The sequence below is a fragment of the Streptomyces sp. NPDC021080 genome, from assembly GCF_044333225.1.
Taxonomy (GTDB): Bacteria; Actinomycetota; Actinomycetes; order Streptomycetales; family Streptomycetaceae; genus Streptomyces.
The window spans coordinates 71527-98409 of record NZ_JBIRQM010000009.1; the positions used below are offsets into that span (position 1 = coordinate 71527).

The following is a 26883-nucleotide window of genomic DNA, read 5'->3' on the forward strand; positions in this document are numbered from 1 at the left end:
CCCGGAACCATCGCTGGTTCCGGGCCACTTCCGTATGCGTCACCGGCAGGGGACGCGGAGCCTGCCTACTTCGGCTGCGGCTTGCGGACCGAGATGTGCAGCTCGCGCAGCCGGGTCTCGTCCAGCTCCGTGGGCGCGCCCATCATCAGGTCCTGCGCGTTGCCGTTGAGCGGGAACGCGATCGTCTCGCGGATGTTCGGCTCGTCCGCGAGCAGCATGACGATGCGGTCGACGCCCGGGGCGATCCCGCCGTGCGGCGGGGCGCCGAAGCGGAAGGCGCGCAGCATGCCGGCGAACTGCTCCTCGACGGTCTCCCGGTCGTATCCCGCGATCTCGAAGGCCTTGAGCATGATCTCGGGCTCGTGGTTGCGGATCGCGCCGGAGGACAGCTCGACGCCGTTGCAGACGATGTCGTACTGCCAGCCGAGGATGTCCAGCGGGTCCTGGGTCTCCAGGGCCTCGAGACCGCCCTGCGGCATCGAGAACGGGTTGTGCGAGAAGTCGATCTTCCCGGTGTCCTCGTCCTTCTCGTACATCGGGAAGTCGACGATCCAGCAGAAGCGGAAGACGTTCTCCTCGAAGTTGCCGGAGCGCTTGGCGGCCTCGACCCGCACCGCGCCCATGATCTTCGAGACCTCGTCGAACTCGCCCGCGCCGAAGAACACCGCGTGACCGGCGGCCAGGGACAGGCGCTTGGTCAGCTCGGCGACGTTCTCCTCGGTGAGGAACTTGGCGATCGGGCCGGTCAGCGAGCCGTCCTCGCCCACGCGCACCCAGGCCAGGCCCTTCGCGCCCTGCTCGACCGCGTAGTCACCGAGGCCGTCGAAGAACTTCCGGGTCTGACCGGCCACGTCCGGCACCGCCAGGGCGCGCACGTGCTTGCCGGCGAAGGCCTTGAACTCGGAGCCCTCGAAGATGTCGGTGATGTCGGTGAGCTCGAGCTGGGCCCGCAGGTCCGGCTTGTCGGAGCCGTACTTCAGCATCGACTCGCGGAACGGGATGCGCGGGAAGGGCGAGGTGACGTGACGGTCACCGCCGAACTCCTCGAACAGCTCCGTCATGAGCTTCTCGATCGGCTGGAACACGTCCTCCTGCTCGACGAAGGACATCTCCACGTCGAGCTGGTAGAACTCGCCCGGCGAACGGTCCGCGCGGGCGTCCTCGTCGCGGAAGCAGGGCGCGATCTGGAAGTAGCGGTCGAAGCCGGAGATCATCAGCAGCTGCTTGAACTGCTGCGGCGCCTGCGGCAGCGCGTAGAACTTGCCGGGGTTCAGCCGGGAGGGGACCACGAAGTCGCGCGCGCCCTCGGGAGAGGTGGCGCTGAGGATCGGGGTCGCCATCTCGTTGAAGCCCAGAGCCGTCATCTTGTGACGGATCGCGGAGATCACGGCCGTGCGCAGCAGGATGTTGCGGTGCATGCGCTCGCGGCGCAGGTCGAGGAAGCGGTACTCCAGGCGGCGCTCCTCGTTGACACCGTCCTCGGCGTTGATCGTGAACGGCAGCGGCTGGGCGGCGCCGAGCAGCTCGACCTCGCTCACCTCGACCTCGACCTCACCGGTCGGCAGCTCGGGGTTCACGTTCTCCGTGCCGCGCGAGACGACCTTGCCGTCGACGCGGACGGTCGACTCCTTCGAGACCTTGTCCAGGGCCTCGTAGGCGGGGGTGCCGGGGCGGGCGACGAGCTGCGTGATGCCGTAGTGGTCGCGCAGATCGATGAAGAGGATGCCGCCCAGGTCTCGGCGATTGTGCAGCCAGCCGCTCAGCCGGACGTCGCTGCCGACGTCAGAGGCGCGGAGCTCGCCGCAGGTGTGGGACCTGTACCGATGCATCGAGGTTCATCCAGTCTTCGCGGATAGGGGGCCTGTTTCACGTGAAACACCCCCAGGGTACCGGGCAGCTCAGGATCACTTCCCCTCATTGGAGCCCGTCCGGTCGATCACGGCGGCGAGGCGGGAGGCGGCCCGGCTCCCCGGACGGCATCGGTGGCAGGCACCGATCACCTGTTCCTACAGTGGGCGCATGCGCACTGGTGAGTCCCTGCCCGCCGTGGGGGACGTCCTGGCCACGCTCGCCACCGGCGTGTGGCGCTGGGACAACGCCTCGGGACTCGTCACCTTCGACGCGGAGGCCGCTCGGCTGATCGGCATGCCCGCGCAGCTGACGACACTCTCCGAGGCGGGCGCGCGGTCCCACGTCCACCCCGTCGACTGGAACGAGATGGACGGGGTGGTGCAGCTCGCGGTGGCCGAGGGCACCCTCGCCGAGGCCCGGGTGCGGATCATGGACGAGCACGGCCGGGTGCTCCGCACGGTCCGCAGCCGCTCCAAGCCGATCGTCGACCCCGAGACCGGGCAGTACGAGCTGATCGGCACCCTCCAGGAGGTCAGCGAGCAGCCTCCGGGCGCCGCCGCGCGCACCCCCGTCACCGGGGACTGGCGCCGCTCACGGGAGGCGTTCCTGCTGGACGCGGGACGGGCGCTGGCCGAGGCGCGGTCCACGGCGGAGGTGCTGAGGGTGGCGGCGGGCCTTTCGATGCCCGGCTTCTCGCCGGACGGTCTCGCCGTCTTCGGCGCGGAGGGCGACCGGCTGACGGTCATCGGGCACCACGGGCACCAGCCGGGCGACGAGGGCCCCTTCTCGCACATGTCGCTGGCCACGGACTATCCGGCCGCCGAGGTCGTCCGCACGGGCCGGGCGGTCTACCTCTCCACGCCCGGCGACTACAAGGACCGCTACCCGGCGTCCTGGCCGCTCGCCCGGCGCTTCGGGCGGCAGTCGTGGGCGTTCCTGCCGCTCACGGTCGCCGGCAGCACCATGGGCGCGTGGATGGCGGCCTTCACCTATCCCGTCTCCTTCACTCCCGACGAGCGCTCGGTCCTCACGACCGTCGCGCGCATGCTCGCGCAGGCCCTCTCCCGCGCCGAAGCCGCCGAGACCGCTCGGGAGCTGACCGACGGTCTCCAGCGCTCGATGATGCCGACGCTCGGCCCGCGGATGCCGGGCATGAGCGTCGCCGCGCGCTATGTCCCGACCGGCGGCGGCCTCCAGGTCGGCGGCGACTGGTACGACGTGATCCCGCTGCCGACCGACCGCTACGCTCTGGTCATCGGCGACGTCCAGGGCCACGACGTCCGCGCGGCGGGTCTGATGGGCCAGCTCCGGATAGCCCTGCGCGCCTACGCCTCCGAGGGCCACCGCCCCGACGCGGTGCTGTCCCGGGCGGCGCGTTTCCTCTACGGGGTCACCGAATCGGTGACCTACGGGTCGAGCGGCGGCACCGACGGGAGCGAGGAGGCGGTGGACCCCGCCGATGTGCGCTTCGCGACCTGTCTGTACGTCGAGGCGGACCCCGCGACCGGAACCCTGGACATCGCCCGCGCCGGGCATCCCGACCCCGCGATCCGCATGGCGGACGGGACCGTGCTGATGCGGCCGACGGCGGGCGGGCTGCCGCTCGGCATCGACCCGGACGCCGACTACCCGACCACCCGGCTCGTCCTGGAGCCGGGCGAGACCATGCTGATCTGCACCGACGGGCTCATCGAGACCGGCGGCCACGACCTCGACACCGGCTGGCGCCGTATCCGCCGGATCCTCGAATCCCACGACGGCGACATGGAGACCCTGGCCGACGCCCTCGTCCAGGCCGTGCACGGGCCCTCGTCGCACCACACCACCGGTCCGCTGGCCGACCGGCGGGAGGACGACATAGCGGTGCTGCTGCTGTCCCGGCCGGCCCTGGAGAGGACCGGCGACGACACGGCCACGCTCGTACGGCCGCCGGTGCGCCGCACGATGCTGAGCGTGGCGCAGGCCGAGCCCGAGCGGATCGCGGACGCCCGTCAGCAGGTGCGGGAGCTCCTGCACGACTGGGCCTCCGCCGACCAGCTCGACTCCGCGGTCCTGCTCGTCTCCGAGATGGTCACCAACGTCCTCGTGCACACCGACGCCGACGCGTTGCTCGTCGCCGAGGTGGCGGGCGAGCCGGGCAAGCGGCGGATGCGGATCGAGGTCACCGACGGCAGCGACGACCTGCCGCACCGGCGTCATCCCGGGGAGCTGGCCTCGTCCGGACGCGGACTGGTGCTGGTCGAGATGCTCGCGGACGCGTGGGGGGTGGACCCGCGGGGCGAGGGCAAGAGCATCTGGTTCGAGTTCTCCGAGACACCGGACGCGGGTTCCGGCAGGCCCGGGTCCCCGAAGGACTCCGCGCTGACGAGCGCCTGGGACGCGTTCGCCGAGGTGACGGACTTCGGCGGGCCGGCGGGCCCGGACGTCGCGCCGGGGCGGACGGGAATGTGACGACAGGCTCTAGGGGGTGCCGGGCGGCCGGGAATCCTGGGCCGGGTCCGGTGGTCCTTCCGGCGCGTAGCGCACACGGAGTTCGTGCACGACGCCGAAGGCCGCCGCCGTCAGGGGGACGGCGAGCAGCATGCCGAGGACGCCCGCCACGGAGGCGCCCGCCGTGATCGCGAGCAGCACCACCGCCGGGTGCATCTGCACCTGCCGGCTCTGGATCATCGGCTGGAGGCCGTAGCCCTCCAGCATCTGGATGGCGAGCACGACCCCGAGCGTCCACAGGGCGATGACGAACCCCCGGTCCGCGAGGGCGACCAGGACGGCCACGGTGCCGGAGATGAACGCGCCGAGATACGGGATGTAGGCCCCCACGAAGACCAGCGCGCCGAGCCCGACCGCGCCCGGGACGCGCAGGACCAGGAGTCCGACGGTGATGCAGAGGGCGTCGATGAGCGCGATGATCGTCGTCCCGCGCATGAAGCCCTCGACGGCTCCGTAGGCGCGCCGGGCCATGGCCTCGACGACGTCGGCGGTCCCGCGGGGCGCGAGCGACCGCAGTGATCCGGCCACCCGGTGCGAGTCGCGCAGGAAGAAGAACACGAGCAGCAGGGCGAGGAAGCCCATGGCGAGGGTCTCGGCCACGACGCTGACGCCGCTGACGACGTTGGACGCGGCCGTGCCGCCGAACTTGGCCAGCAGGTCCTTGGAGTTGGTGGCGACGTCGTCGAGCGAGGTGCCCGCCGCGCCGAAGTGCTCGGCGACGCTGCGCGAGGCCTCCCGGAGCGAGGACACGATCTGGGCGCCGGTGTGGATGAGCGCGGCGACGACGACGTAGACGGCACCGCCGACCACGACGGCCACCGCGACGCAGGTCAGGGCGGCGGCCAGCGAGCGGTTGAGCCGTGCCTTGACCATGCGCCGGTACAGCGGTCCGAGCAGGGCGGTCCCGAGCAGCGCGAGCAGCACCGGCACCACCGCCGTACGGAACTCGGCGCACAGCTGGATGCCCACCCATCCCACCCCGGCGCTCAGGAGGATCACGACACACCAGGCCGCCAGCCGCCGGGCACCCTCGGGGAGTAGCTGCACCCTGCCAGCTGACCATGCGTCAGCCGGACCGGCTCCCGGGGGAGTCCGAACGAGGGAAGCCCCGTCCACCGGCGGACGGGGCTTCCTGGAGCGCGGCGGCGGGTTCGTCCTCCCCCGGCGCGACGGCGGGTTCTAGGCCTGCGGCCCGCTCGCGGACATCCCGTGCACCGCCGGTATCGTGCCCAGGCGGCCCTTCTGGAAGTCCTCGAAGGCCTGCTGGAGCTCGTCGCGGGTGTTCATCACGAACGGGCCGTAGTGGGCCATGGGCTCACGGATCGGCCGGCCGCCGAGCAGCACGACCTCCAGGTCGGGCGTGTTGGAGTCCTGCTTCTCGTCCGCCCGGACGGTCAGCGAGGAGCCCGCGCCGAAGACGGCGGTCTGGCCGGTGTGGACCGGGCGGCGGTCCGCGCCCACGCTGCCGCGTCCGGCCAGCACGTAGGCGAGGCCGTTGAAGTCCTCGCGCCACGGCAGGGTGATCTCGGCGCCCGGCCGGAGCGTGGCGTGGACCATGGTGATCGGGGTGTGCGTGATGCCCGGACCCTGGTGGCCGTCGAGCTCACCGGCGATGACCCGCAGGAGCGCGCCGCCGTCCGGGGTGCTGAGCAGCTGTACGGTGCCGCCCCGGATGTCCTGGTACCTCGGGGCCATCATCTTGTCCTTGGCCGGCAGGTTCACCCACAGCTGGAGCCCGTGGAAGAGACCGCCCGACATCACGAGGTGCTCCGGCGGCGCCTCGATGTGGAGCAGGCCGGACCCGGCCGTCATCCACTGGGTGTCGCCGTTGGTGATCGTGCCGCCGCCACCGTTGGAGTCCTGGTGGTCGAAGATGCCGTCGATGATGTAGGTCACGGTCTCGAAGCCGCGGTGCGGGTGCCAGGGGGTGCCCTTGGGCTCGCCCGGCGCGTACTCCACCTCACCCATCTGGTCCATCATGATGAACGGGTCGAGGTGCCGGTAGTTGATCCCGGCGAACGCGCGGCGGACCGGGAAACCCTCGCCCTCGAAGCCACTGGGCGCGGTCGTCACGGTCAGCACGGGACGGGCCACCGCGTCGGCCGGCACGGCCACCCGGGGCAGGGCCAGCGGGTTCTCGACAGTCACTGCGGGCATGTCGGTACCTCCTTGCGCTTCGAGTTTAGTTGATAATTGAACTTTCTGATACCCGTAACGACGGAAGCCCGGAGGGCATTCCCTCCGGGCGTCACGGGTTCAGGGGGCATCCGGCCGAGCGGACACCGGGGCGCCGGCGGCACCCGCGGCGGACCGTCAGCCGTACATGCGGCGCATCGCGAAGTCCACCATCTGCTCCACGGCCTTCGCGTCGAAGACCATCCGGTGCTTGCCCTCCATGTCGATCACGAAGCCGTAGCCGGTGGGCAGCAGGTCGATCACCTCGGCCCCGGTGATCACGAAGTACTTGGACTCCTTGCCCGCGTACCGGCGCAGCTCCTTGAGCGAGGTGAACATCGGGATGACGGGCTGCTGGGTGTTGTGCAGCGCCAGGAATCCGGGGTTGTCACCGCGCGGGCAGTAGACCTTCGAGGTGGCGAAGACCTGCTGGAAGTCCTCGGCCGCCATGGCCCCCGTGGTGAAGGCGCGGACCGCGTCCGGCAGGGACGGCGGGGACGGCTCGGGGTACAGGGGCGGCTGCTGGGCGTACCCGCCCGCCATCTGCCCGTCCGGCATCTGGCCGGGCATCTGCTGCTGCGGCGGGACGTACCCCTGCTGGGCGCCTGCGTTCTGCTCGTAGCCGTACATGGGTCAAAGAGTAGTGGGCCACATATGGCCCACTCGGGGTTGCTTCTTATTACTGGCGGGTAGCATTATCGAAGCTACTTGTTGGTACGTGAACCAGATGCGAGGAGTCAGTGCCTCGCCGATCCCTTACGGAGCCGTCGCCATGGGGCACTACAAGTCGAATCTCCGCGACATCGAGTTCAACCTCTTCGAGGTACTCGGGCGCGACAAGCTGTACGGCACCGGCCCGTTCGCGGAAATGGACACGGACACCGCCAAGAGCATCCTCGAGGAGCTGACCCGCCTCTCGGAGAACGAGCTGGCCGAGTCCTTCGCGGACGCCGACCGCAACCCCCCGGTCTTCGACCCGGAGACCAACACCGCGCCGGTTCCGGCCTCCTTCAAGAAGTCGTACAAGGCGTTCATGGACTCCGAGTACTGGCGTCTCGGCGTGCCCGAGGAGATCGGCGGCTCCACCTCGCCCCGCTCCCTGATCTGGGCGTACGCGGAGCTGATCCTCGGCGCGAACCCGGCGGTCTGGATGTACTCCTCCGGCCCCGCGTTCGCGGGCATCCTCTTCGAGGAGGGCAACGACGTCCAGAAGCACATCGCCACGATGGCCGTCGAGAAGCGCTGGGGCTCCACCATGGTCCTCACCGAGCCGGACGCCGGCTCCGACGTGGGCGCCGGCCGCACCAAGGCCATCCAGCAGGCGGACGGCTCCTGGCACATCGAGGGCGTGAAGCGCTTCATCACCTCCGGTGAGCACGACATGGAGGAGAACATCCTCCACTACGTCCTCGCCCGCCCCGAGGGCCACGGCCCCGGCACCAAGGGCCTGTCCCTCTTCCTCGTCCCGAAGTACGAGTTCGACTTCGAGACCGGCGAGCTGGGCGAGCGCAACGGCGTGTACGCGACGAACGTCGAGCACAAGATGGGCCTCAAGGCCTCCAACACCTGCGAGATGACCTTCGGCGACCGCCACCCCGCCAAGGGCTGGCTGATCGGCGACAAGCACGACGGCATCCGCCAGATGTTCCGCATCATCGAGTTCGCCCGCATGATGGTCGGCACGAAGGCCATCTCCACGCTGTCGACCGGCTACCTGAACGCGCTGGAGTACGCCAAGGAGCGCGTCCAGGGCACCGACCTCGCGAACTTCATGGACAAGGCCGCGCCCAAGGTCACCATCACGCACCACCCGGACGTGCGCCGCTCGCTCATGACGCAGAAGGCGTACGCCGAGGGCATGCGCGCCCTGGTCCTGCACACCGCCGCGGTCCAGGACGAGATCCAGGTCCTGGAGGCCGCCGGCGAGGACACCGCCGCCGCCGAGGCCCTGAACGACCTCCTCCTGCCGATCGTGAAGGGCTACGGCTCCGAGAAGGGCTACGAGCTGCTCGCCCAGTCGCTCCAGATCTTCGGCGGCTCCGGCTTCCTGCAGGAGTACCCGATCGAGCAGTACATCCGCGACGCCAAGATCGACACGCTGTACGAGGGCACCACCGCGATCCAGGGCCAGGACTACTTCTTCCGGAAGATCGTCCGCAACCAGGGCGCCGCGCTGAACTCCCTCGCCGAGGAGATCAAGAAGTTCCTGGCGCTCGGCACCGGCGGCGAGGAGCTGTCCACCGCCCGCGAGCAGCTCGCCAAGGCCGCCGTCGAGCTGGAGGCCATCGTCGGCCTGATGCTGACCGACCTCGCCGCCACCGAGCAGGACGTCAAGAACATCTACAAGGTGGGCCTCAACACCACCCGCCTCCTGATGGCCTCCGGTGACGTGGTCGTCGGCTACCTGCTGCTGCGCGGTGCCGCCGTCGCCGCCGAGAAGCTGGAGACCGCCTCCGCCAAGGACAAGTCCTTCTACACCGGCAAGATCGCGGCCGCGAAGTTCTTCGCCGCCAACGTGCTGCCGGGCGTCACCGGCGCCCGCAAGCTCGCCGAGGCCGTCGACCTGGACCTGATGGAGCTGGACGAGGCCGCCTTCTAAGGTCCCCTCCGACCCCTGTCCGGGCGGACGGGCACCCGGTCCGGCACCTGTCCGTCCGTTCAGGTGTCCCGAGGTGTCCGCCCTTCACATCCCCCTTACGAGGGCCCGCTCCCAACCCCGGGAGCGGGCCCTCGTGCGTCGTTAAGGTGAACCCATGAGTGCACCCACCCGCTTCGACCGCGGCCACACCGACGACCTCATGTCCTTCCTCGCGGCGAGCCCGACGCCGTACCACGCCGTGGCGAGCGCCGCCGAGCGGCTGGAGAAGGCCGGGTTCCGTCAGGTCGCCGAGACCGACGCGTGGGAAGGGACCAGCGGCGGCAAATACGTGCTGCGCGGAGGGGCGATCATCGCCTGGTACGTGCCGAAGGGCGCCGAGCCGCACACACCGTTCCGGATCGTCGGCGCGCACACCGACTCCCCGAACCTGCGGGTCAAGCCGCTGCCGGACACCGGAGCCCACGGCTGGCGGCAGGTCGCCGTCGAGATCTACGGCGGGCCGCTGCTCAACTCCTGGCTCGACCGGGACCTGGGCCTGGCCGGACGCCTGTCGCTGCGGGACGGCTCGACCCGCCTGGTCAACGTCGACCGGCCGCTGCTGCGCGTGCCGCAGCTCGCCATCCACCTCGACCGTTCCGTCAACGACGGGCTCAAGCTCGACAAGCAGCGCCACCTCCAGCCCGTCTGGGGACTCGGCGACGCCCGCGAGGGCGATCTGATCTCCTTCCTGGAGGAGGAGTCCGGGATCCCCGCGGGCCAGGTCACCGGCTGGGACCTGATGACCCACTCCGTCGAGCGCCCCGCCTACCTGGGCCGCGACAACGAGCTGCTCGCGGGACCGCGCATGGACAACCTGCTGTCCGTGCACGCGGCCACGGCCGCGCTGGCGGCGGTCGCGGCAGCCGACTCCCGTCTCTCGTACATCCCGGTCCTCGCCGCCTTCGACCACGAGGAGAACGGCTCGCAGAGCGACACCGGCGCCGACGGACCGCTGCTCGGCGGTGTGCTGGAACGTTCAGTCTTCGCCCGCGGCGGTTCCTACGAGGACCGGGCGCGCGCCTTCGCCGGCACTATCTGTCTCTCCTGCGACACCGGTCACGCCGTGCACCCGAACTACGCCGAGCGCCACGACCCGACGCACCACCCGCGCGCGGGCGGCGGCCCCATCCTCAAGGTGAACGTCAACAACCGCTACGCCACCGACGGTTCGGGCCGGTCCGTGTTCGCCGCCGCCTGCGAGAAGGCCGGCGTGCCGTTCCAGTCCTTCGTCTCCAACAACTCCATGCCCTGCGGCACCACCATCGGCCCCATCACCGCGGCGCGGCACGGCATCAGGACGGTCGACATCGGCGTGGCCATCCTGTCCATGCACAGCGCCCGCGAACTCTGCGCCGCCGACGACCCGTTCCTGCTGACGAACGCGCTGGTGGCGTTCCTGGAGGGCTGAGTCCCGCCCGCCCGTTCCCCTGCGAGATCGTTATTTTTGAACCTGTTCAAAGATGATTGTCGCACCGTAAGCTGCGCTTCAATCTTCAACGATCTGCGAACTCGGTCTCGTGGGGGGACTACGTGCGAAAGAGATCCCTGGCGCTCGCCTGCGCCTCAGTCGCGGCCGCCCTGCTGCTCGGCCCGGTACCCGCCGCGCACGCGGCGCCGGCGCCGGTGCTGTACGGCGTCGGCAGCGGTGACCACCCCGGTGACGGCCTGGTGTGGGTGTCCGCCTCGTCCGACACCGCCATCACCTCGATCACCGCACACTTGTACGCGCCGGGCTCCGCCGCCGACGCCCCGGAGATCACCCAGGTCAGCGACTTCACCCGTGACTCCAGCACCGGCTTCGCGAACCTGTGGCGGACCACCACCCCGCTGCGCCTGGCCGACCTCGGCGTCTACCGCGTCGTGGTCGACCTGACCGACGCCGACGGGGACACCACCACCGCCCAGGACACGTCCGGGTACGAGTACGAGCTCGAGGCGAACCTCACGGATCTGCGGGCCGCCCCGCAGAATCCGGACTACGAGCACCAGGACGTCACCGTCACCGGCGGCTTCACGGTCACCGACCCGCGCACCGGCAAGACGACTCCCGCGGTGGACGCGCGAGTGGACCTGGGGATCTCCAGCGTCCCGGGCGCGGCGACCCGGACCGGCGCCGACGGCCGCTTCACCTACACCTACCGCGTCACCGACCCGTCCATCGACACCGTCAGCGCCTGGCTGCGGCCGGACGAGCCCTGGTACCAGTCCAACGCCAACCAGAGCGTAGAGGTCAGGGCCGTCCAGTCGAACACCCGCGTGACCCTGGACGCCGCCGAACTGAGCGTCAAGGCCGGGCAGGCGGTGAAGGTCTCCGGGACCGCCGAGGTGTACGTCGGCGGGGCGTGGAAACCGCTGGCCGGAGCCACGGTGGAGGAGATCTGGTCCAGCGAGTCCAGAGGCGTGGCCTCGCGGCCCGTCACGGGCGCCGACGGCCGCTTCACCGGAGAGCTGACGCTGCCGATGTCCGGCACGGTCGATGTGCGGGTGCTCACCGGGACGTTTCTGAGGTTCAGCGAGCTGCAGCTGGTCAAGGTGCACGTCGCCCAGAAGACGTCGATCACCGACTTCACCGCGAGCCTGGACAAGTACGCCCAGCTGACCGCCAAGGGCCTGCTGAACACCGGCAGGTCCGACCCGGCGGACGTGTACGACAAGGTCGACCTCCAGTACTCGGCCGACGGGAAGACCGGCTGGAAGACGATGAAGACGGTCGTACCCGGCAGCTTCGAGCCGAACGTCGGCGCGAACTTCAAGGGCACCTTCGCCACGTCCTACAAGGGCTACTACCGGGCGCACTTCAAGGCCGTCCCGGACTTCCAGGAGTCGTACAGCCCCGTCGTGCACGTCACGCGCACCCCGACCCGGATCACCGACGGCAACGCCGCGCCGGAGCCGGTCCGCAAGGGCCGCACGATCACCTACAAGGGCAAGCTGCAGCACTACACCTCGGGCGTCTGGAAGGCCTACGCGGGCCGGACGGTGAAGATCCTCTTCAAGCCCAAGGGCTCCAGCAGCTGGTACGACATGGGCAACGCGACCACCCGCACGGACGGCACGTTCAGCAAGGGCTTCACGGCCTCGAAGGACGGCACCTGGGTCGCGGTGCTCCTCTACCCGAACAGCACGCACCTGGCGAGTTCGGGCCGCGAGGACTACGTCGACGTGACGTGACGTGACGTCACGACGTGACGCCACGCGCGCCGTCGTCGGAAACGGCGGCGCGCGGTCACGTGAGGGATCGCCTCCGCATGGCTCCGGAGATCCCGGGCACCCGGAACGGGTCCGGAACGACTCGGAGTTGCCATCACAAGGAGACGACACCCATGGGCCTGGGCGGATGCATCATCCTCATCGCCGCGGGGGCGATCCTCACGTTCGCGACCGACTGGCACATGCAGGGGGTCGACCTTCACCTGGTCGGCGTGATCCTCATGATCGTCGGGCTGATCGGTGTGACGACCTTCAGCAGCATCGCCCGGCGCCGGCGCGTCGTCGTACCGCCGACGGCGACCGTCGTCGACGACGAGCGGAGCCGCCGCGACGGCTACTCCGGCGGATACGGCGTCTGAGCCCGCTCAGCCGTCCATGCCCGCGAGGACCAGGGGCAGCCGGTCCGCGCCGCTCGCGGTGAGGCGGACCGGCACGCCCCAGTCCTGCTGGTGGACATGGCAGGCGGGATATTCGTTGACCGGATCGTCGTCGCAGGACGCCGCCATCGCCGACACGTGCAGCACGCCCTGCGGGACCTCGGGATTCAGCTCGACGGTCCGTGAGAGATCGGTCCCGGCGCCCTCGCCCGCGAGCAGCAGCTCGGGCGGGGTGGCGGAGACGAGGAGCCGGGTGGACGGGCCGTACCGAGTGTCCAGCTTCTGCCCGGCGGGCGCCTGGAAGATCACGTCCAGCCGGACGGCCCCGGGCGCGACATCGGTGGCCGCGCGCTGCGTGCGATGGGCGACCGACTCCACCCGTACGGCCTCCTCCGGCAGCCGCAGCCGGGTCAGCCGGTGCCGGGCCGACTCCACCACCACGATGTCGTCCCCGACGAGCACGGCGTCGCTCGGCTCGCGCAGGTCCGTGGCCAGCGTGGTCACCTCACCCGTCGCGGGGTCGTAGCGACGCAGCGCGTGGTTGTACGTGTCGCTGACCGCGACCGAACCGTCGGGCAGCGCGGTGACCCCCAGCGGGTGCTGGAGCAGGGCCTGTCCGGCGGCACCGTCACGGTGACCGAAGTCGAACAGCCCCGTGCCGACGGCCGTGTGCACCGCCCCGTCCGGGTCCACCCAGCGCAGCGCCGAGGTCTCGGAGTCGGCCAGCCAGAGCCGGTCCTCGGTGGCCGCGAGCCCCGACGGCTGCGCGAACCAGGCCTCGGGGCCCGGCCCGTCGACCAGCCCCTCGTTCGTCGTGCCCGCGGTGACCTCGACGGTCCCCGCCGCCGGGTCGTACGCCCACAGCTGGTGCACCCCCGCCATGGCGATCCAGACCTTCCCGCCGAACAGGGCCACGTCCCACGGCGAGGACAGATCGATCCCGCGCGCCGGCCCCGACGTCGGCGAGCCCTGCCACCACTGGCGGCCGGTGCCCGCGAGCGTGGAGACCGCGCCGGTCGCGAGGTCGACCCGGCGCAGCGCGTGGTTCACGGTGTCGGCGACGACGACCGCGCCCTCGTCGAGCAGCGCGAGGCCCTGCGGCTCGCTGAACCCGGCCTCCCCGGCGCCGCCGTCCACGAAGCCCCGGACCCCGGACCCGATGCGCCGCACGACCGTCTCGCCGTCCTCCTCCAGCTCCACCAGCTGATGCCGGGTCGTGTCGCTGACCAGCAGGTTGCCGTTCGGCAGGGCGAGCGCCTTGCCCGGGAAGCGCAGCACGGTCGGCTCGGGTTCGGGCGCCACGTACGGCCCGTCGCCGCGGCGCAGGGTGCCCTTCGCCGCGTGCTCGGCCTCCAGCTCCTCCACCAGCCGCTCGATGGCGTGGGCGTGCCCCTCACCGGCGTGCTGGGCGACGACGTACCCCTCGGGGTCGATCACCACGAGCGTCGGCCAGGCCCGCACGGCGTACTGCTTCCAGGTCACGAGCTCCGGATCGTCGAGCACCGGGTGCTCCACCCCGTAGCGCTCCACGGCGTCGACGACCGCCTGGTGCTCCGCCTCGTGCACGAACTTCGGCGAGTGCACCCCGACGATGACGACGGTGTCCCGGTGCTTCTCCTCCAACTCCCGCAACTCGTCGAGGACGTGAAGGCAGTTGATACAGCAGAAGGTCCAGAAATCTACAACGACACACTTACCTCGCAGCTCCGCAAGCGTCAGGTCTTTACCACCCGTGTTGAGCCACCCGCCCTTTCCGACGAGCTCGGGAGCACGAACACGGGCACGGCGCGGGGCGGGGGAGGCAGCGTTCATGCGATCAAGGGTGCCACCACGGCGCTCGGCCCCGGAACTCCCGGACCCGCGCGCGGCCGGAAGCCGGGACGGGGTACGGCCGAGGTCAGTCCAGTGCGTGCCCCGTCGTAGCGTCCACGTGGGCGGGGACCTCCTCGTGGCGGTCGCCGACCGTGAGGGTGCCGGTGGGTTCGAAGAGGAGGATCGACGCGCCGGCGGGGGCCGACGGCTTGTGCTCGGTGCCGCGCGGGACGGTGCAGACGGACCCCTTGGGCAGGACGACCGTCCTCTCGCCGGCCGGTTCCCGGAGCGCGATGGTCAACTCGCCCTCCAGGACCAGGAAGAACTCGTCCGTGTGGTCGTGCACGTGCCAGACGTGGTCGCCCTCGACCTTCGCGACGCGCACGTCGTAGTCGTTGACGGCGGTCACGATGCGAGGGCTCCACAGCTCGTCGAAGGAGGCGAGGGCGGTGGCGAGGGAGACGGGTTCGCCGCGACGGGCGGGTGTACTGGTCATGTGTTCATCGTCCGCGCCTCCCGGCACCCCCGCGAGTGCTAGAAATCGCATATGCCGCAAGGATCCTCGCATCGTCCTGCATCCTCGGAGTCCTCCGGCGCGCGCGGGCCGGCACGGCCTTCACCGCGCCGGCCCCGTCGGGTGCACCGGGTGGTCGTGATCGTCGACGAGGGGACGAACCCGTTCGAAGTCGGCGTCGCGACCGAGCTGTTCGGGCTCCCCCGGCCCGAACTGGGGCGCCCCGAGCCGCTCTACGAGCTGACCCTGTGCACGCCGACGCCCGGTGTCCGGATGAACCACGGGTTCTTCACGCTCGGCGGAGTGCCCGGCCTCGACGCGGTGGACGACGCCGACACCCTCGTCGTCCCCGGCCGTCCCGACAACGTCGTCCCGCGCCGGCCGGCCGTCCTGGACGCCGTCCGGCGCGGCCACGCGCGCGGCGCCCGGGTGGTGAGCTTCTGCACCGGATCCTTCGCGCTCGCCGAGGCGGGGCTGCTCGACGGGCGGCGCGCCACCACCCACTGGCGCTGGACGGACGTCTTCCGGGAACTGCACCCGCGCGTGCTGCTCGATCCGGACGTGCTCTTCGTGGACGAGGGGGACGTGCTGACGGCGGCGGGCAGCGCGGCCGCGCTCGATCTCGGGCTGCACCTCGTACGGCACGATCACGGCGCGGAGATCGCGAACGCGGTGTCGCGCCGGCTGGTCTTCGCCGCGCACCGCGACGGGGGCCAGCGCCAGTTCGTGCAGCGGCCGCTGCCCGACGTGCGGGACGAGTCGCTGGCACCCCTGCTGGCCTGGGCGCAGGAGCGGCTCGGTGAGCCGCTGACGGTCGGGGACCTCGCCGCGCACGCCGCCGTCAGCCCGGCGACACTGCACCGCCGCTTCCGCGCCCAGCTCGGCACGACCCCGCTGACCTGGCTGACGGCAGAGCGGGTCGCCCTGGCCTGCCGGCTCATCGAGCGGGGCGAGGTCCGGTTCGACGTGGTGGCCGGCCTGAGCGGGCTCGGGACCGCCGCGAACCTGCGCGAGCGGGTGCGCCGGGCGACCGGACTCAGCCCGTCGGCCTACCGGCGGCGTTTCGGACCGCCCGCCGGGGAACCGGTGACGGCATGAGATACCTCGTACGCGACCGGCTGCTCGGCTTCGGTGACGACTACTGGATCGAGGACGACCACGGCAACAAGGTCTTCCTCGTCGACGGCAAGGCCATGCGGCTGCGGGACACCTTCCAGCTGAAGGACACCCGCGGACGCGTCCTGATCGACATCCACCAGAAGATGCTCGCGCTGCGCGACACGATGATCATCGAGCGGGACGGCGATCCGCTCGCGACCATCAAGCGCAAGCGGCTGTCCCTGCTCCGCAATCACTACCGCGTGTCGCTGGTCGACGGCACGGAACTCGACGTCAGCGGCAAGATCCTCGACCGCGAGTTCGCCGTCGACTACGACAACGAGCTCCTCGCCCAGATCTCCCGGCGCTGGCTCCACCTCCGCGACACCTACGGCGTCGACGTCGTACGGGAGGACGCCGATCCGGCGCTGCTGATCGCGGTCGCCGTGTGCGTGATCCATCTGGCGGAGAAGGAACGGGGGGACGACTGAAGGGACGGCCGGGAGCACGGCCGACCGGCGAGCGGTGGCGGGACGGGTACCGGCCGGTCCGCGGCGGGGCGCCGGTCAGCGGGTCGGGGTGTCCAGGCCGAGCAGGCGGTCCTTCAGGGCCGGGAACTGCTCCCGGGTCTCCGCGACCTTCGCCGGGTCGAGGTCCACCGTGAGGACCTCCTCGCCCGGCCCCGCCTCGGCGAGGACCTCGCCCCACGGGTCGACCACGATCGAGTGACCGGCCTGGGGGACTCCGGCGTGCGTGCCGGCCGTTCCGCAGGCGAGGACGTACGCCTGGTTCTCGACGGCCCGCGCCTGCGCGAGCAGGGTCCAGTGGGCGCGGCGCCGTTCGGGCCAGCCGGCCGGGAGGACGAAGGTCTGCGCCCCCGCGTCGACGAGTCCGCGGAACAGCTCGGGGAACCGGAGGTCGTAGCAGGTGGCGACGCCGATGACGGTCTCCGGCAGCCGCACCGTCACCAGTTCCGTGCCCGCTCCCATCAGCACGGCCTCGCCCTTGTCGAAGCCGAAGCGGTGGATCTTGCGGTAGGTGGCGACGAGGTCGCCGGCGGGGGAGTAGACGAGGGAGGTGTTGTAGAGGGGGGCCTCGGTCTCCGGGCCGGTCCCGGACGCGGCGCGCTCGGGGATCGAGCCGGCGTGCAGCCACACGCCCGCGTCGCTCGCCGCCTTGCTCATCGCCTCGTGGGTGGGCCCCTGGAGCGGCTCGGCCTGCGCCGCGAACTCCTCGTAGGCGAAGGCGCCGGTGGTCCACAGCTCGGGGAGCACGACGAGATCGACTCCGGCTTGATCACGTACCAGGTCGGCAACGCGGCGCCTGCGGGCCGCGACCGTTTCGTCGTCGTTTACGTCGATCTGGAGGAGCGAGGCGCGCACACTACCACCGTCCTGGCATTCGAGCCGTCGATACGGGCCTACGATCGTCACACGAAAGCACTGCCGGGGTGCCTCGCAGCAGCGTAACTTAGCGTCCCAAGACACCCGCTGCCTGTGAAATGCCCGCGTCCAACCGCCCGAGGGGTCCCGTTCCGTGAGTCTGCATCCGAGTCTTCAGTCCTACGCCGACGCCTGGGCCCACTCGATCGAAGCGATATCCGAGCTGGTGCAGCCGCTTGTGGAGGGCGAGTGGAACCGGCGGACCCCGTGCCCCGGCTGGTCGGTGCGTGACATCGTCTCGCACGTCATCGGGCTGGACTGCGAGATGCTCGGCGACCCGCGGCCGATCCACACCCTTCCCCGCGACCTCTACCACGTGACGAACGAACACCAGCGGTACATGGAGATGCAGGTCGACGTGCGCCGCCATCACACGGCGCCGGAGATGACCTCCGAGCTGGAGTACACGGTCATCCGTCGCAACCGGCAGCTGCGGAACGAGTCGCGGCAGCCCGACGCCAAGGTGCGCGGTCCGCTCGGCACCGAGGTCACCCTCGAACACGCGATGCGCAACCGCGCGTTCGACGTGTGGGTGCACGAGCAGGACCTGCGGTACACGCTGGGCCGGCCGGGCAACCTCGACTCCCCCGGTTCGGGGATCGTGCGGGACCAGCTGCTGGCCGCGCTGCCGAAGGCCGTCGCCAAGGACGCGGGGGTGCCGGTGAACTCCGCGGTGGTCTTCGACGTGCACGGTCCCGTCGAGTTCCTGCGCACCGTCCGTGTCGACGCCGACGGGCGCGGGACGATCAGCAATTCGCCCTCTCTCGGACCTGTGGCGAGCCTCAGCCTCGACTGGGAGACCTTCGTCCGGCTCGCGTGCGGCCGCGTCCGCCCCGACGCCGTGTCCGACCGCATCAAGGCCGAGGGCGACCCCGATCTGGCCGCGGCGATCCTGCGCAACCTCGCCGTCACGCCGTAGCGGGCGACAGCACGCCGGGCGGTTGCCGCCGTCGCGACGGGGGCGGGGCGGTTCGCCGCGTCACGACCGGGCGGGCGGTTCGCCCTGTCTTGACCGGGCGAGACGGTTCCTTGCCGCCGTGACGGCGAGGCGGTCCCGCCCATGACCGCGCGGGCGGACCCGGCCCCTTCGGCATGCGGTGAACCGGAACCGCCGGACGGGCACCGGTCCCGGGCCGGACGGCAGGCGACAGGGCGACAGACGGCCGACAGCAGGCGGCCCGCGGCAGAGGGACGGCGTGCCCCCGGACGGTCACGCCGGTACGTGCACCGTCTCCACCCGGCTGGCCACGAGCCGCTCCCGCTCCCGGCGGGCCGCCTGCTCCCGCAGCCGGAAGATCTGGCTCAGCCCGAGCGCCTGGAGCACGAACACGGCGGCGAAGGCGATCCGGTAGTTGTCGTCGGTGGCGTCGAGCAGGACACCGATGGCCAGCAGTGTCGTCATCGAGGCGACGAAACCACCCATGTTGGTGATCCCGGACGCGGTTCCCTGACGCTCCGGCGGGTTCGCCGGGCGCGCGAAGTCGAAGCCGAGCATCGAGGCCGGCCCGCAGAACCCGAGCACCGTGCACAGCACGACCAGCAGCCACATCGGCGCGTGCTCCCCGGGGTACACCAGCACCCCCGCCCACACGACGGCCGTCGCGGCGACCGTGCCGAGCGCCAGCGGCAGCCGCGCGGTGTGGTGCCGGGCGACGATCTGCCCGTACACCAGCCCGGCGCCCATGTTGGACAGGACGACGAGCGTCAGCAGCTCACCGGCCGTGGCCCGGGTGAGCCCCTGTGCCTGGACGAGGAACGGCATGCCCCACAGCAGCAGGAACACCATCGCCGGGAACTGGGTGGTGAAGTGCACCCACAGTCCCAGCCGGGTGCCGGGCTCCCGCCAGGACGCGAGGATCTGCCGGCGGACGTAGGCGGCGCCCTGGTGCGGGAACGGCTCCGGGAGGTGGCCCTCGGGGTGGTCCCGCAGGAACAGCAGCAGGAGGACGAGGACGAGCACACCGGCGGCGGCACTGCCGGCGAACGCGGCCGTCCAGCCCACCCCGTGCAGCAGCCGGGCGATCACGAGGGTCGAGACGAGGTTGCCGGCCATGCCGACCAGGCCCGCGAGCTGCGCGACGAGCGGACCGCGGCGGGCGGGGAACCACCGGGTGCCGAGGCGCAGCACGCTGATGAACGTCATCGCGTCCCCGCAGCCCAGCAGCGCGCGCGAGGCGAGCGCCATGCCGTACGACGCGGAGAACGCGAAGCCGAGCTGCCCCGCCGTGAACAGCAGGACGCCGATGGTCAGCACCTTCTTGGTGCCGAGCCGGTCGACCAGCAGTCCGACGGGTATCTGCATGCCCGCGTACACGAGGAGCTGGAGGATGGAGAAGGTGGACAGGGCGGAGGCGCCCACGTGGAAGCGCTCCGCGGCGTCGAGTCCGGCCACGCCCAGGGACGTACGGAAGATGACCGCGACGAAGTAGACCGAGACGCCGATGCCCCAGACGGCGATCGCGCGCCGGCCGCCGGGCGGGTCGCCGGGCAGGGTGGCCGCGCGGCTCATCGGACCTCGCCCCGGGCCAGGTTGGAGAACCAGCTGACGTGTCCGTGGATGAGGTGGACGACCGCGTCGGCGTCGCCGGAGCGCAGGGCCTGAAGGATCTGTTCGTGTTCGACGAGCGTCTTGGTGATCCGGTCGGGGTGGGCGTGCATCACGGCGACTCCCATCCGCAGCTGCCGGTCGCGGAGCTGGTCGTAGAGCCGGGAGAGGATCTCGTTGCCACCGCTGCGGACGATCTCGGCGTGGAAGCAGCGGTCGGTGACGGCGGCGGCGGCCAGATCCCCGGCGGCGGCCTGCTCCTTCTGCCGGTCGAGCAGTTCCTCCAGGCGGGCCAGGAGCTGCGGCGACGCCGGTACGGCCTTGCGCGCGGCGTGCTCCTCCACGAGCTGGCGGGTCTCGACCACGTCCGCGATCTCCTGGGCGGAGACGGGCAGGACGAGCGCGCCCTTCTTCGGGTAGAGCTTGATCAGGCCCTCGGCCTCCAGGCGGAGCAGCGCCTCGCGGACCGGGGTGCGGGACACGCCCACCGCGTCGGCGAGCTCGCCCTCGGTGAGCAGGGCCCCGCCCTCGTAACGGCGGTCCAGGACCGCCTCTTTGACATGTGCGTAGACCCGGTCGGCTGCCGGTGGCTGCTTCACGGGGAGCCGCGTCGGCGCGGGCGGGGCTGAAGGCATGAACACATCTTAGATACAACACGTACGCAAGCCCGGGGGGATTTCAGCATGCGGACCCCAACGGCCCCTGCGCGTAACCCAGGTCACATGAATTTCATCCGTTCGCCGCACATCCCTTTGCCCGCCCCATGAGTCTGAACGTGGGACGGCACTGCCATGTGCTGTTCTCCCAGGGGCATTTCGCGCATACGGAGCGTTCATTTTGATTACCGGCATTAAGGGCACGCGTTTCCGCAGGGCCGCCGCTGTGACCCTCACGACCGGCGCCGTGCTGGCAGCCGGAGCCTTCGGCGCCGCGCCCGCGGGCGCTGTCGCCACGCCCACGATCGCCGCCAAGGGCGGCTATGTCATGAACAACGGGACCGGCGCGTCCCTGTACACCAAGGCGGCGGACACCCCGCTGTCCACCGGCTCCACCACGAAGATCATGACGGCCAAGGTGGTGCTGTCCCAGCCGAACCTGAACCTGGACGCCAAGGTCAAGGTCAAGGGCATTTACAGCGACTACATCGTCGCCAACAACGCGTCCTCGGCGCACCTGATCGTCGGTGACACGCTCACCGTCCGTCAGCTCCTCTACGGTCTGATGCTGCCGTCCGGCTGCGACGCCGCCTACGCGCTCGCCGACAAGTTCGGCTCGGGCACGAGTACCGCGGCCCGCGTGAAGTCGTTCATCGGCAAGATGAACACCACCGCGCACAGCCTCGGCATGACGCACTCGCACTTCGACTCGTTCGACGGCATCGGCAATGGCAACAACTACTCGACGCCGCGCGACCTGACGAAGCTCGCCAGCAACGCCATGAAGAGCACCACGTTCAAGACGGTCGTCAAGACGGTCTCCACGAAGCAGAAGGTGACCACCCCCGGTGGCTACCGCTACTACACGTGGGAGAACACCAACAAGCCGCTGCTGACCGGCTACACCGGCACGATCGGCATCAAGACCGGCTCGGGCCCCGAGGCGAAGTACTGCCTCGTGTTCGCCGCCACCCGCAACGGCAAGACGGTCATCGGCACGGTGCTCGCCTCCACGTCGATCACCGCTCGTACGTCGGACGCCACCAAGCTGATGAACTACGCGTTCGCCCGCTAGGCACGCGGCACAGCACCACGGCGGTACGGAAGCACAGAGCGAAAGAGGGGCCTGCCGGGCGATGCGCGGCGGGCCCCTCCGGTGTTCCCGGGCCGTCCGGAAAACCCGGCCGGTCACGTCCGGGAAACCGGCCCGGACATGCCGAGGGCGCCTCTTCCCGTGCGGGAAGAGGCGCCCTCGGCGGTTCACGGACCGCTTCCGGCCGACGGGGGTCAGGCCCGCGCGGCCGGTCGGCTCACGCCCAGGTGATCAGGCGCTTCGGCTGCTCCAGGACCGCCGCCGTGTCGGCGAGGACCTTGGAGCCGAGCTCGCCGTCGACCAGGCGGTGGTCGAAGGAGAGCGCCAGCGTGGTGACCTGACGGGGCTTGACCTTGCCCTTGTGGACCCAGGGCTGCAGCTTGATCGCGCCCACCGCGAGGATCGCGGACTCGCCGGGGTTGAGGATCGGCGTGCCCGTGTCGACGCCGAAGACGCCGACGTTGGTGATCGTCACCGTGCCGCCCTGCATCGCGGCCGGCGAGGTCTTGCCCTCGCGGGCCGTGGCCACCAGTTCGCCCAGCGACTCGGCCAGCTGCGGCAGGGTCTTGGCGTGGGCGTCCTTGATGTTCGGCACGATCAGGCCGCGGGGCGTGGCGGCGGCGATGCCCAGATTCACGTAGTGCTTCTGGACGATCTCCTGGTTGGCCTCGTCCCAGGACGCGTTGACGTCCGGGTTGCGCTTGATCGCGACCAGCAGGGCCTTGGCGACGAGCAGCAGCGGGTTGACCCGCAGCCCCTGCATGTCCTTGTCCTGCTTGAGCTCCTCGACCAGGCGCATCGTGCGCGTCACGTCGATCGTCACGAACTCCGTGACGTGCGGCGCGGTGAACGCCGAGCCGACCATGGCGGTGGCGATCGCCTTGCGGACGCCCTTGACGGGGATCCGGGTCTCGCGCGCGCCGTCGTACGACGCGGCCGGGGCCGGGACCTGCGGCTGGACATGGGCCGGGGCCTGCGGGACCACGGCGGGGGCCGCGACCGGGGCGGGCGCCTGCGCCGGGGCCGCCGCCGCGTGCACGTCCTCGCGCGTGATGATGCCGTCCGGGCCCGACGGGGTGACCGTCGCCAGGTCGACGCCGAGGTCCTTGGCGAGCTTGCGGACCGGGGGCTTGGCCAGGGGCCGCTGCCGCTCCGCGGACCCGTGGCCGTTGAGCTCGCCCTGGATCGCGGTGGCCGCGTACATCGTCCCGCCCTGCCGGTCCGGGGTCTCGGCGCCCTTGCGGGGGCGGCGCTTGGTGGAGGACTCCGCCACGCCGTACCCGACGAGGACCGGCTTGCGGCCCTCGGGCTTGGCCTCCTCGGCGGGGGCCGCCGCCGGAGCGGCGGGGGCGACGGGGGCCGGCTCGGCGGCCGGGGCCGCCTGCGCGGGCGCGGGCGCGGACCCGCCGGACACGTCCACCGCGATGATCACCTGGCCGACGTCCACCGTCGTGCCCTCGGGGAAGCGGAGCTCGCTCACCACACCGTCGTACGGGATCGGCAGCTCGACCGCGGCCTTGGCCGTCTCGACCTCGCACACGACCTGGCCGTCGGTGACGGTGTCACCGACCTGGACGTACCACTTGAGGATCTCCGCCTCGGTGAGCCCCTCGCCCACGTCGGGCATCTTGAACTCGCGGAGTCCCGACGCGTTCTCAGTCATCGTCGTCACGACTCTCTCCTAGTACGCCAGCGAGCGGTCGACGGCGTCGAGCACCCGGTCGAGGCCCGGAAGGTACTCCTCCTCCAGGCGGGCCGGCGGGTACGGGGCGTGATAGCCGCCGACCCGCAGGACGGGCGCCTCCAGGTGGTAGAAGCACCGCTCGGTGATACGGGCCGCGATCTCCGCGCCCGTCCCGAGGAACACCGGCGCCTCGTGCACCACGACCAGGCGGCGGGTCTTCTCGACCGAGGCCTGGATGGAGTCGAAGTCGATCGGGGACATCGAGCGCAGGTCCAGGACCTCGATCGACTTGCCCTCCTCCTGGGCGGCCGCGGCAGCCTCCAGGCAGACCTTCACCATCGGGCCGTACGCGACCAGGGTGAGGTCGCTGCCCTCGCGCGCGAGGTGCGCCTTGTGCAGCGGACCGGGGATGGCGTCCTTGTCGACCTCGGCCTTGTCCCAGTAGCGCCGCTTGGGCTCGAAGAAGATCACCGGGTCGTCGCTCTGGATGGCCTGCTGCATCATCCAGTAGGCGTCGCCGGCGTTCGAGGGAGAGACCACCTTCAGGCCCGCCACGTGCGCGAAGAGCGCCTCGGGGGACTCGGAGTGGTGCTCGACCGCGCCGATGCCGCCGCCGTACGGGATACGGATGACGACGGGGAGCTTGATCTTGCCGAGCGCCCGCGCGTGCATCTTCGCGAGCTGGGTGACGATCTGGTCGTACGCCGGGAAGACGAATCCGTCGAACTGGATCTCCACGACCGGGCGGTAGCCGCGCAGGGCCAGGCCGATCGCGGTGCCGACGATGCCCGACTCGGCGAGCGGGGTGTCGATGACCCGCTCCTCGCCGAAATCCTTCTGGAGCCCGTCGGTGACCCGGAAGACACCACCGAGCTTGCCGACGTCCTCGCCCATGATGAGGACCTTGGGGTCGGCCTCGAGAGCCGTGCGCAGCGATTCGTTGATCGCCCTGGCCAGCGCCATCTTTTCCGTCGTCATGGCTACTTGCCCTCCCCGGCGTCCGCGAACGACGCCTGGTAGGCGGCGAACTGGGCGCGCTCCTCGTCGACGAGCGCGTGCCCGTCCGCGTACACGTTCTCGAAGATGGCGAAGTGATCCGGGTCAGGCATGGCCCGCACCACATCGCGCACCCGCTTGCCCAACGCCTCGCTCTCGGCCTCGAGTTCCGCGAAGAATCCCTCGTCCGCGTGGTTTGCGGCCTCCAGGTAGGCGCGCAGGCGCAGGATCGGGTCCTTCGCCTCCCACGCCTCGCGCTCCTCGTCGGCCCGGTACTTCGTCGGGTCGTCGGAGGTGGTGTGCGCGCCCATGCGGTAGGTGTACGCCTCGACCAGGGTGGGGCCCTCGCCGTTGCGGGCCCGCTCCAGGGCCCACTTGGTGACCGCCAGGCAGGCGAGGACGTCGTTGCCGTCGACGCGGACGCCCGGGAAGCCGAAGCCCTGCGCGCGCTGGTACAGCGGCACGCGCATCTGGCGCTCGGTCGGCTCGGAGATCGCCCACTGGTTGTTCTGGCAGAAGAACACCACCGGGGCGTTGTAGACCGCTCCGAAGTTGAAGGCCTCCATGACGTCGCCCTGGCTGGAGGCGCCGTCACCGAAGTACGCGATCACGGCCGAGTCGGCACCGTCCTTGGCGATGCCCATGGCGTAGCCGGTGGCGTGCAGCGTCTGCGAGCCGATGACGATCGTGTACAGGTGGAAGTTGTTGCCGTTCGGGTCCCAGCCGCCGTTGTTCACACCCCGGAACATGCCGAGCAGGTTGGTCGGGTCGACCCCGCGGCACCAGGCGACGCCGTGCTCGCGGTAGGTCGGGAAGACGTAGTCGTCGGCGCGGGTGGCGCGGCCGGAGCCGATCTGGGCGGCCTCCTGGCCGAGCATCGAGGCCCACAGGCCCAGCTCGCCCTGGCGCTGCAGGGAGGTGGCCTCCGCGTCGAAGCGGCGGCTCAGGACCATGTCCCGGTACAGGCCGCGCAGCTCCTCGGGGGTGATGTCGGCGACGTACGCGTCGTACGTGGCGTCCTTGACCCGCTTGCCTTCCGGGGTCAGCAGCTGAACGAGCTCCGGCTCGCCGCCCGTCGCCCCGGGCGACTTCTTGGCGGCCGTGCGCTTGCTCGCGGCGCTGGTGGTACCGGTCGTACTGGCGCTCGCGGCGCTCTTCGTACCGGCGCTGCGTCGCGGCTTGCGCGCGGCAGTGCTCTCCACGGTCACGTGTGCTCCTCCGTCGGTCCGGCCCCCGGGGTTGCCGGAAGGCTGGGGTCCCCCTCGCTCGCGGTTCGAGCTCGGGAGAGCGGCTCGCCTGTTCCGGCACCCGTGCACGGGGTGGGTGCCACTCGGCCGGGAACAGGCGTGACAGGTGCCCCGGCGAGCGCCCTGCAACTGCCACGTTACCCAGTGCTTCACAATTCTGTGAAACCTCTCCTGACCTGCGATTTTGATAGGAAATCCAAGTACTTGGAAACGTGGTTTTCCTACTGGATCGAACAGGTCGGAACAGTTGCTGGTCACAGCACTGGTCACAGCCTTGCAGGGGGCCGGAACACCGGCACGTTATCCCGGCCACCCCGGGCTCGGGAAGAGTTCACCTGGGGCAATGCCCATGATCGTGTGTGACACTGACAGAGTGCGTGAAATCGGGAAAATCACTGTATTCCTCCTCGATGACCACGAAGTCGTCCGCCGCGGCGTCCACGAGCTGCTCTCGGTCGAGGACGACATCGAAGTGGTGGGCGAGGCGGGTACGGCGGCCGACGCACTGGTACGGATCCCGGCCACCCGCCCGGACGTGGCCGTCCTGGACGTGCGCCTCCCGGACGGCAGCGGCGTGGAGGTCTGCCGCGAGATCCGCTCCGCGGACGAGGGCGTCAAATGCCTGATGCTGACCTCGTACGCCGACGACGAGGCCCTGTTCGACGCGATCATGGCGGGCGCCTCGGGCTATGTCCTCAAGGCCATCCGCGGCCATGAGCTGCTCGCGGCCGTACGGGACGTCGCGGCGGGGAAGTCCCTGCTCGACCCGGTGGCCACCGCGCGCGTCCTGGAGCGGCTGCGGGACGGCGGCGCCGCGAAGGACGACGACCGGCTCGCCCGCCTCACCGACCAGGAACGCAGGATCCTCGATCTGATCGGCGAAGGGCTCACCAATCGCCAGATCGGGGAGCGATTGCACCTCGCCGAGAAAACGATCAAGAATTATGTGTCGAGTCTGCTGTCCAAACTGGGAATGCAGCGCAGGTCGCAGGCGGCGGCCTATGTGGCGCGCAAACAGGCGGAACAGCAACACCATTGAATGATCCGGAAGGACC

General features: G+C 70.7%; 22 protein-coding genes. 10 read left to right on the plus strand and 12 right to left on the minus strand.

What is annotated here, in order from left to right; all coding sequences use genetic code 11:
• Positions 1–65: 65 nt before the first annotated feature.
• Positions 66–1829: an aspartate--tRNA ligase gene (aspS, locus tag ACH4S8_RS22875; RefSeq protein WP_398396837.1), complete on the minus strand. Its 1764-nt coding sequence runs from the start codon at positions 1827–1829 to the stop codon at positions 66–68.
• Positions 1830–2019: 190 nt separating this feature from the next.
• Between aspS and ACH4S8_RS22880 the strand changes: the two genes are divergently transcribed.
• Positions 2020–4302 carry a SpoIIE family protein phosphatase gene (locus ACH4S8_RS22880; RefSeq protein ID WP_398396839.1) on the plus strand — a complete coding sequence of 761 codons (2283 nt, stop codon included), beginning with the start codon at positions 2020–2022 and terminating at the stop codon, positions 4300–4302.
• Positions 4303–4311: 9 nt separating this feature from the next.
• On the opposite strand, the gene ACH4S8_RS22885 is transcribed toward ACH4S8_RS22880, so the two are convergent.
• From ACH4S8_RS22885 to ACH4S8_RS22895, 3 genes are all read right to left on the minus strand, one after another.
• Positions 4312–5388: an AI-2E family transporter gene (locus tag ACH4S8_RS22885; protein ID WP_398396841.1), complete on the minus strand. Its 1077-nt coding sequence runs from the start codon at positions 5386–5388 to the stop codon at positions 4312–4314.
• A 132-nt stretch (positions 5389–5520) separates the two neighbouring features.
• Positions 5521–6498, minus strand: a complete 978-nt coding sequence (locus tag ACH4S8_RS22890; protein ID WP_398396843.1) for a pirin family protein — start codon at positions 6496–6498, stop codon at positions 5521–5523.
• A gap of 156 nt (positions 6499–6654) precedes the next feature.
• The gene (locus ACH4S8_RS22895) at positions 6655–7146 is read right to left on the minus strand and encodes an SseB family protein (RefSeq protein WP_398396845.1); all 492 of its coding nucleotides are present in this window, start codon (positions 7144–7146) and stop codon (positions 6655–6657) included.
• Between the two features lie 142 nt (positions 7147–7288).
• Between ACH4S8_RS22895 and ACH4S8_RS22900 the strand changes: the two genes are divergently transcribed.
• From ACH4S8_RS22900 to ACH4S8_RS22915, 4 genes are all read left to right on the plus strand, one after another.
• Positions 7289–9115, plus strand: a complete 1827-nt coding sequence (locus tag ACH4S8_RS22900; RefSeq protein WP_398396847.1) for an acyl-CoA dehydrogenase — start codon at positions 7289–7291, stop codon at positions 9113–9115.
• A gap of 154 nt (positions 9116–9269) precedes the next feature.
• Positions 9270–10562: a M18 family aminopeptidase gene (locus tag ACH4S8_RS22905; protein ID WP_398396849.1), complete on the plus strand. Its 1293-nt coding sequence runs from the start codon at positions 9270–9272 to the stop codon at positions 10560–10562.
• Between the two features lie 122 nt (positions 10563–10684).
• A complete protein-coding gene (locus ACH4S8_RS22910; RefSeq protein WP_398396851.1) occupies positions 10685–12325 on the plus strand; it encodes a hypothetical protein in 1641 nt (546 codons plus the stop codon).
• 152 nt (positions 12326–12477) lie between these two features.
• Positions 12478–12723, plus strand: coding sequence for a DUF6458 family protein (locus ACH4S8_RS22915; protein WP_398396853.1), 246 nt, complete (start codon positions 12478–12480; stop codon positions 12721–12723).
• Between the two features lie 6 nt (positions 12724–12729).
• On the opposite strand, the gene ACH4S8_RS22920 is transcribed toward ACH4S8_RS22915, so the two are convergent.
• Both ACH4S8_RS22920 and ACH4S8_RS22925 read right to left on the minus strand, forming a co-directional pair.
• On the minus strand, positions 12730–14553 hold the full coding sequence (locus ACH4S8_RS22920; protein WP_398396855.1) for an NHL domain-containing thioredoxin family protein: 1824 nt from the start codon (positions 14551–14553) through the stop codon (positions 12730–12732).
• Positions 14554–14638: 85 nt separating this feature from the next.
• Positions 14639–15049, minus strand: a complete 411-nt coding sequence (locus ACH4S8_RS22925) for a cupin domain-containing protein (RefSeq protein WP_398396857.1) — start codon at positions 15047–15049, stop codon at positions 14639–14641.
• A gap of 51 nt (positions 15050–15100) precedes the next feature.
• Between ACH4S8_RS22925 and ACH4S8_RS22930 the strand changes: the two genes are divergently transcribed.
• Complete coding sequence (locus ACH4S8_RS22930) at positions 15101–16165, plus strand: GlxA family transcriptional regulator (protein ID WP_398396859.1); 1065 nt, start codon at positions 15101–15103, stop codon at positions 16163–16165.
• On the plus strand, positions 16162–16656 hold the full coding sequence (locus ACH4S8_RS22935) for an LURP-one-related/scramblase family protein (RefSeq protein ID WP_261706493.1): 495 nt from the start codon (positions 16162–16164) through the stop codon (positions 16654–16656). The genes ACH4S8_RS22930 and ACH4S8_RS22935 overlap by 4 nt, the downstream gene beginning before the upstream one ends.
• Before the next feature lie 75 nt (positions 16657–16731).
• Here the strand turns inward: ACH4S8_RS22935 and ACH4S8_RS22940 are convergent, their stop codons facing one another.
• Positions 16732–17547, minus strand: coding sequence for a carbon-nitrogen family hydrolase (locus tag ACH4S8_RS22940; protein WP_398396862.1), 816 nt, complete (start codon positions 17545–17547; stop codon positions 16732–16734).
• A gap of 154 nt (positions 17548–17701) precedes the next feature.
• On the opposite strand from ACH4S8_RS22940, the gene ACH4S8_RS22945 reads away from it, so the two are divergent.
• Complete coding sequence (locus ACH4S8_RS22945) at positions 17702–18526, plus strand: maleylpyruvate isomerase family mycothiol-dependent enzyme (protein WP_398396864.1); 825 nt, start codon at positions 17702–17704, stop codon at positions 18524–18526.
• Between the two features lie 291 nt (positions 18527–18817).
• Here the strand turns inward: ACH4S8_RS22945 and ACH4S8_RS22950 are convergent, their stop codons facing one another.
• The gene (locus ACH4S8_RS22950; RefSeq protein WP_398396866.1) at positions 18818–20116 is read right to left on the minus strand and encodes a nitrate/nitrite transporter; all 1299 of its coding nucleotides are present in this window, start codon (positions 20114–20116) and stop codon (positions 18818–18820) included.
• A complete protein-coding gene (locus ACH4S8_RS22955) occupies positions 20113–20787 on the minus strand; it encodes a GntR family transcriptional regulator (protein ID WP_398396868.1) in 675 nt (224 codons plus the stop codon). Before ACH4S8_RS22955 ends, ACH4S8_RS22950 begins: the two co-directional genes overlap by 4 nt.
• A gap of 202 nt (positions 20788–20989) precedes the next feature.
• On the opposite strand from ACH4S8_RS22955, the gene ACH4S8_RS22960 reads away from it, so the two are divergent.
• A complete protein-coding gene (locus ACH4S8_RS22960; RefSeq protein ID WP_398396870.1) occupies positions 20990–21883 on the plus strand; it encodes a D-alanyl-D-alanine carboxypeptidase family protein in 894 nt (297 codons plus the stop codon).
• Positions 21884–22118: 235 nt separating this feature from the next.
• Here the strand turns inward: ACH4S8_RS22960 and ACH4S8_RS22965 are convergent, their stop codons facing one another.
• From ACH4S8_RS22965 to pdhA, 3 genes are read right to left on the minus strand one after another with little or no spacing between them, the layout of a single operon-like run.
• Entirely contained in the window at positions 22119–23573 is a 1455-nt protein-coding gene (locus ACH4S8_RS22965; RefSeq protein ID WP_398396872.1) for a dihydrolipoamide acetyltransferase family protein, read from the minus strand.
• A 9-nt stretch (positions 23574–23582) separates the two neighbouring features.
• On the minus strand, positions 23583–24563 hold the full coding sequence (locus ACH4S8_RS22970; RefSeq protein ID WP_398396874.1) for an alpha-ketoacid dehydrogenase subunit beta: 981 nt from the start codon (positions 24561–24563) through the stop codon (positions 23583–23585).
• Between the two features lie 2 nt (positions 24564–24565).
• A complete protein-coding gene (gene pdhA / locus ACH4S8_RS22975) occupies positions 24566–25789 on the minus strand; it encodes a pyruvate dehydrogenase (acetyl-transferring) E1 component subunit alpha (RefSeq protein ID WP_398396876.1) in 1224 nt (407 codons plus the stop codon).
• Between the two features lie 412 nt (positions 25790–26201).
• On the opposite strand from pdhA, the gene ACH4S8_RS22980 reads away from it, so the two are divergent.
• Positions 26202–26867 (plus strand): response regulator, encoded by a 666-nt coding sequence (locus ACH4S8_RS22980; RefSeq protein WP_398396879.1) that lies wholly within the window; start codon positions 26202–26204, stop codon positions 26865–26867.
• Positions 26868–26883 lie beyond the last annotated feature (16 nt).

Coding starts and splice junctions, on each gene's coding strand:
- ACH4S8_RS22905 (WP_398396849.1), top strand. CDS start 9,270: ATGAGTGCACCCACCCGCTTCGACCGCGGCCACACCGACGACCTCATG.
- ACH4S8_RS22970 (WP_398396874.1), bottom strand. CDS start 24,563: ATGACGACGGAAAAGATGGCGCTGGCCAGGGCGATCAACGAATCGCTG.
- ACH4S8_RS22880 (WP_398396839.1), top strand. CDS start 2,020: ATGCGCACTGGTGAGTCCCTGCCCGCCGTGGGGGACGTCCTGGCCACG.
- ACH4S8_RS22890 (WP_398396843.1), bottom strand. CDS start 6,498: ATGCCCGCAGTGACTGTCGAGAACCCGCTGGCCCTGCCCCGGGTGGCC.
- ACH4S8_RS22895 (WP_398396845.1), bottom strand. CDS start 7,146: ATGTACGGCTACGAGCAGAACGCAGGCGCCCAGCAGGGGTACGTCCCG.
- ACH4S8_RS22915 (WP_398396853.1), top strand. CDS start 12,478: ATGGGCCTGGGCGGATGCATCATCCTCATCGCCGCGGGGGCGATCCTC.
- ACH4S8_RS22930 (WP_398396859.1), top strand. CDS start 15,101: ATGCCGCAAGGATCCTCGCATCGTCCTGCATCCTCGGAGTCCTCCGGC.
- ACH4S8_RS22900 (WP_398396847.1), top strand. CDS start 7,289: ATGGGGCACTACAAGTCGAATCTCCGCGACATCGAGTTCAACCTCTTC.
- ACH4S8_RS22935 (WP_261706493.1), top strand. CDS start 16,162: ATGAGATACCTCGTACGCGACCGGCTGCTCGGCTTCGGTGACGACTAC.
- ACH4S8_RS22920 (WP_398396855.1), bottom strand. CDS start 14,553: ATGAACGCTGCCTCCCCCGCCCCGCGCCGTGCCCGTGTTCGTGCTCCC.
- ACH4S8_RS22955 (WP_398396868.1), bottom strand. CDS start 20,787: ATGCCTTCAGCCCCGCCCGCGCCGACGCGGCTCCCCGTGAAGCAGCCA.
- aspS (WP_398396837.1), bottom strand. CDS start 1,829: ATGCATCGGTACAGGTCCCACACCTGCGGCGAGCTCCGCGCCTCTGAC.
- ACH4S8_RS22925 (WP_398396857.1), bottom strand. CDS start 15,049: ATGACCAGTACACCCGCCCGTCGCGGCGAACCCGTCTCCCTCGCCACC.
- ACH4S8_RS22950 (WP_398396866.1), bottom strand. CDS start 20,116: ATGAGCCGCGCGGCCACCCTGCCCGGCGACCCGCCCGGCGGCCGGCGC.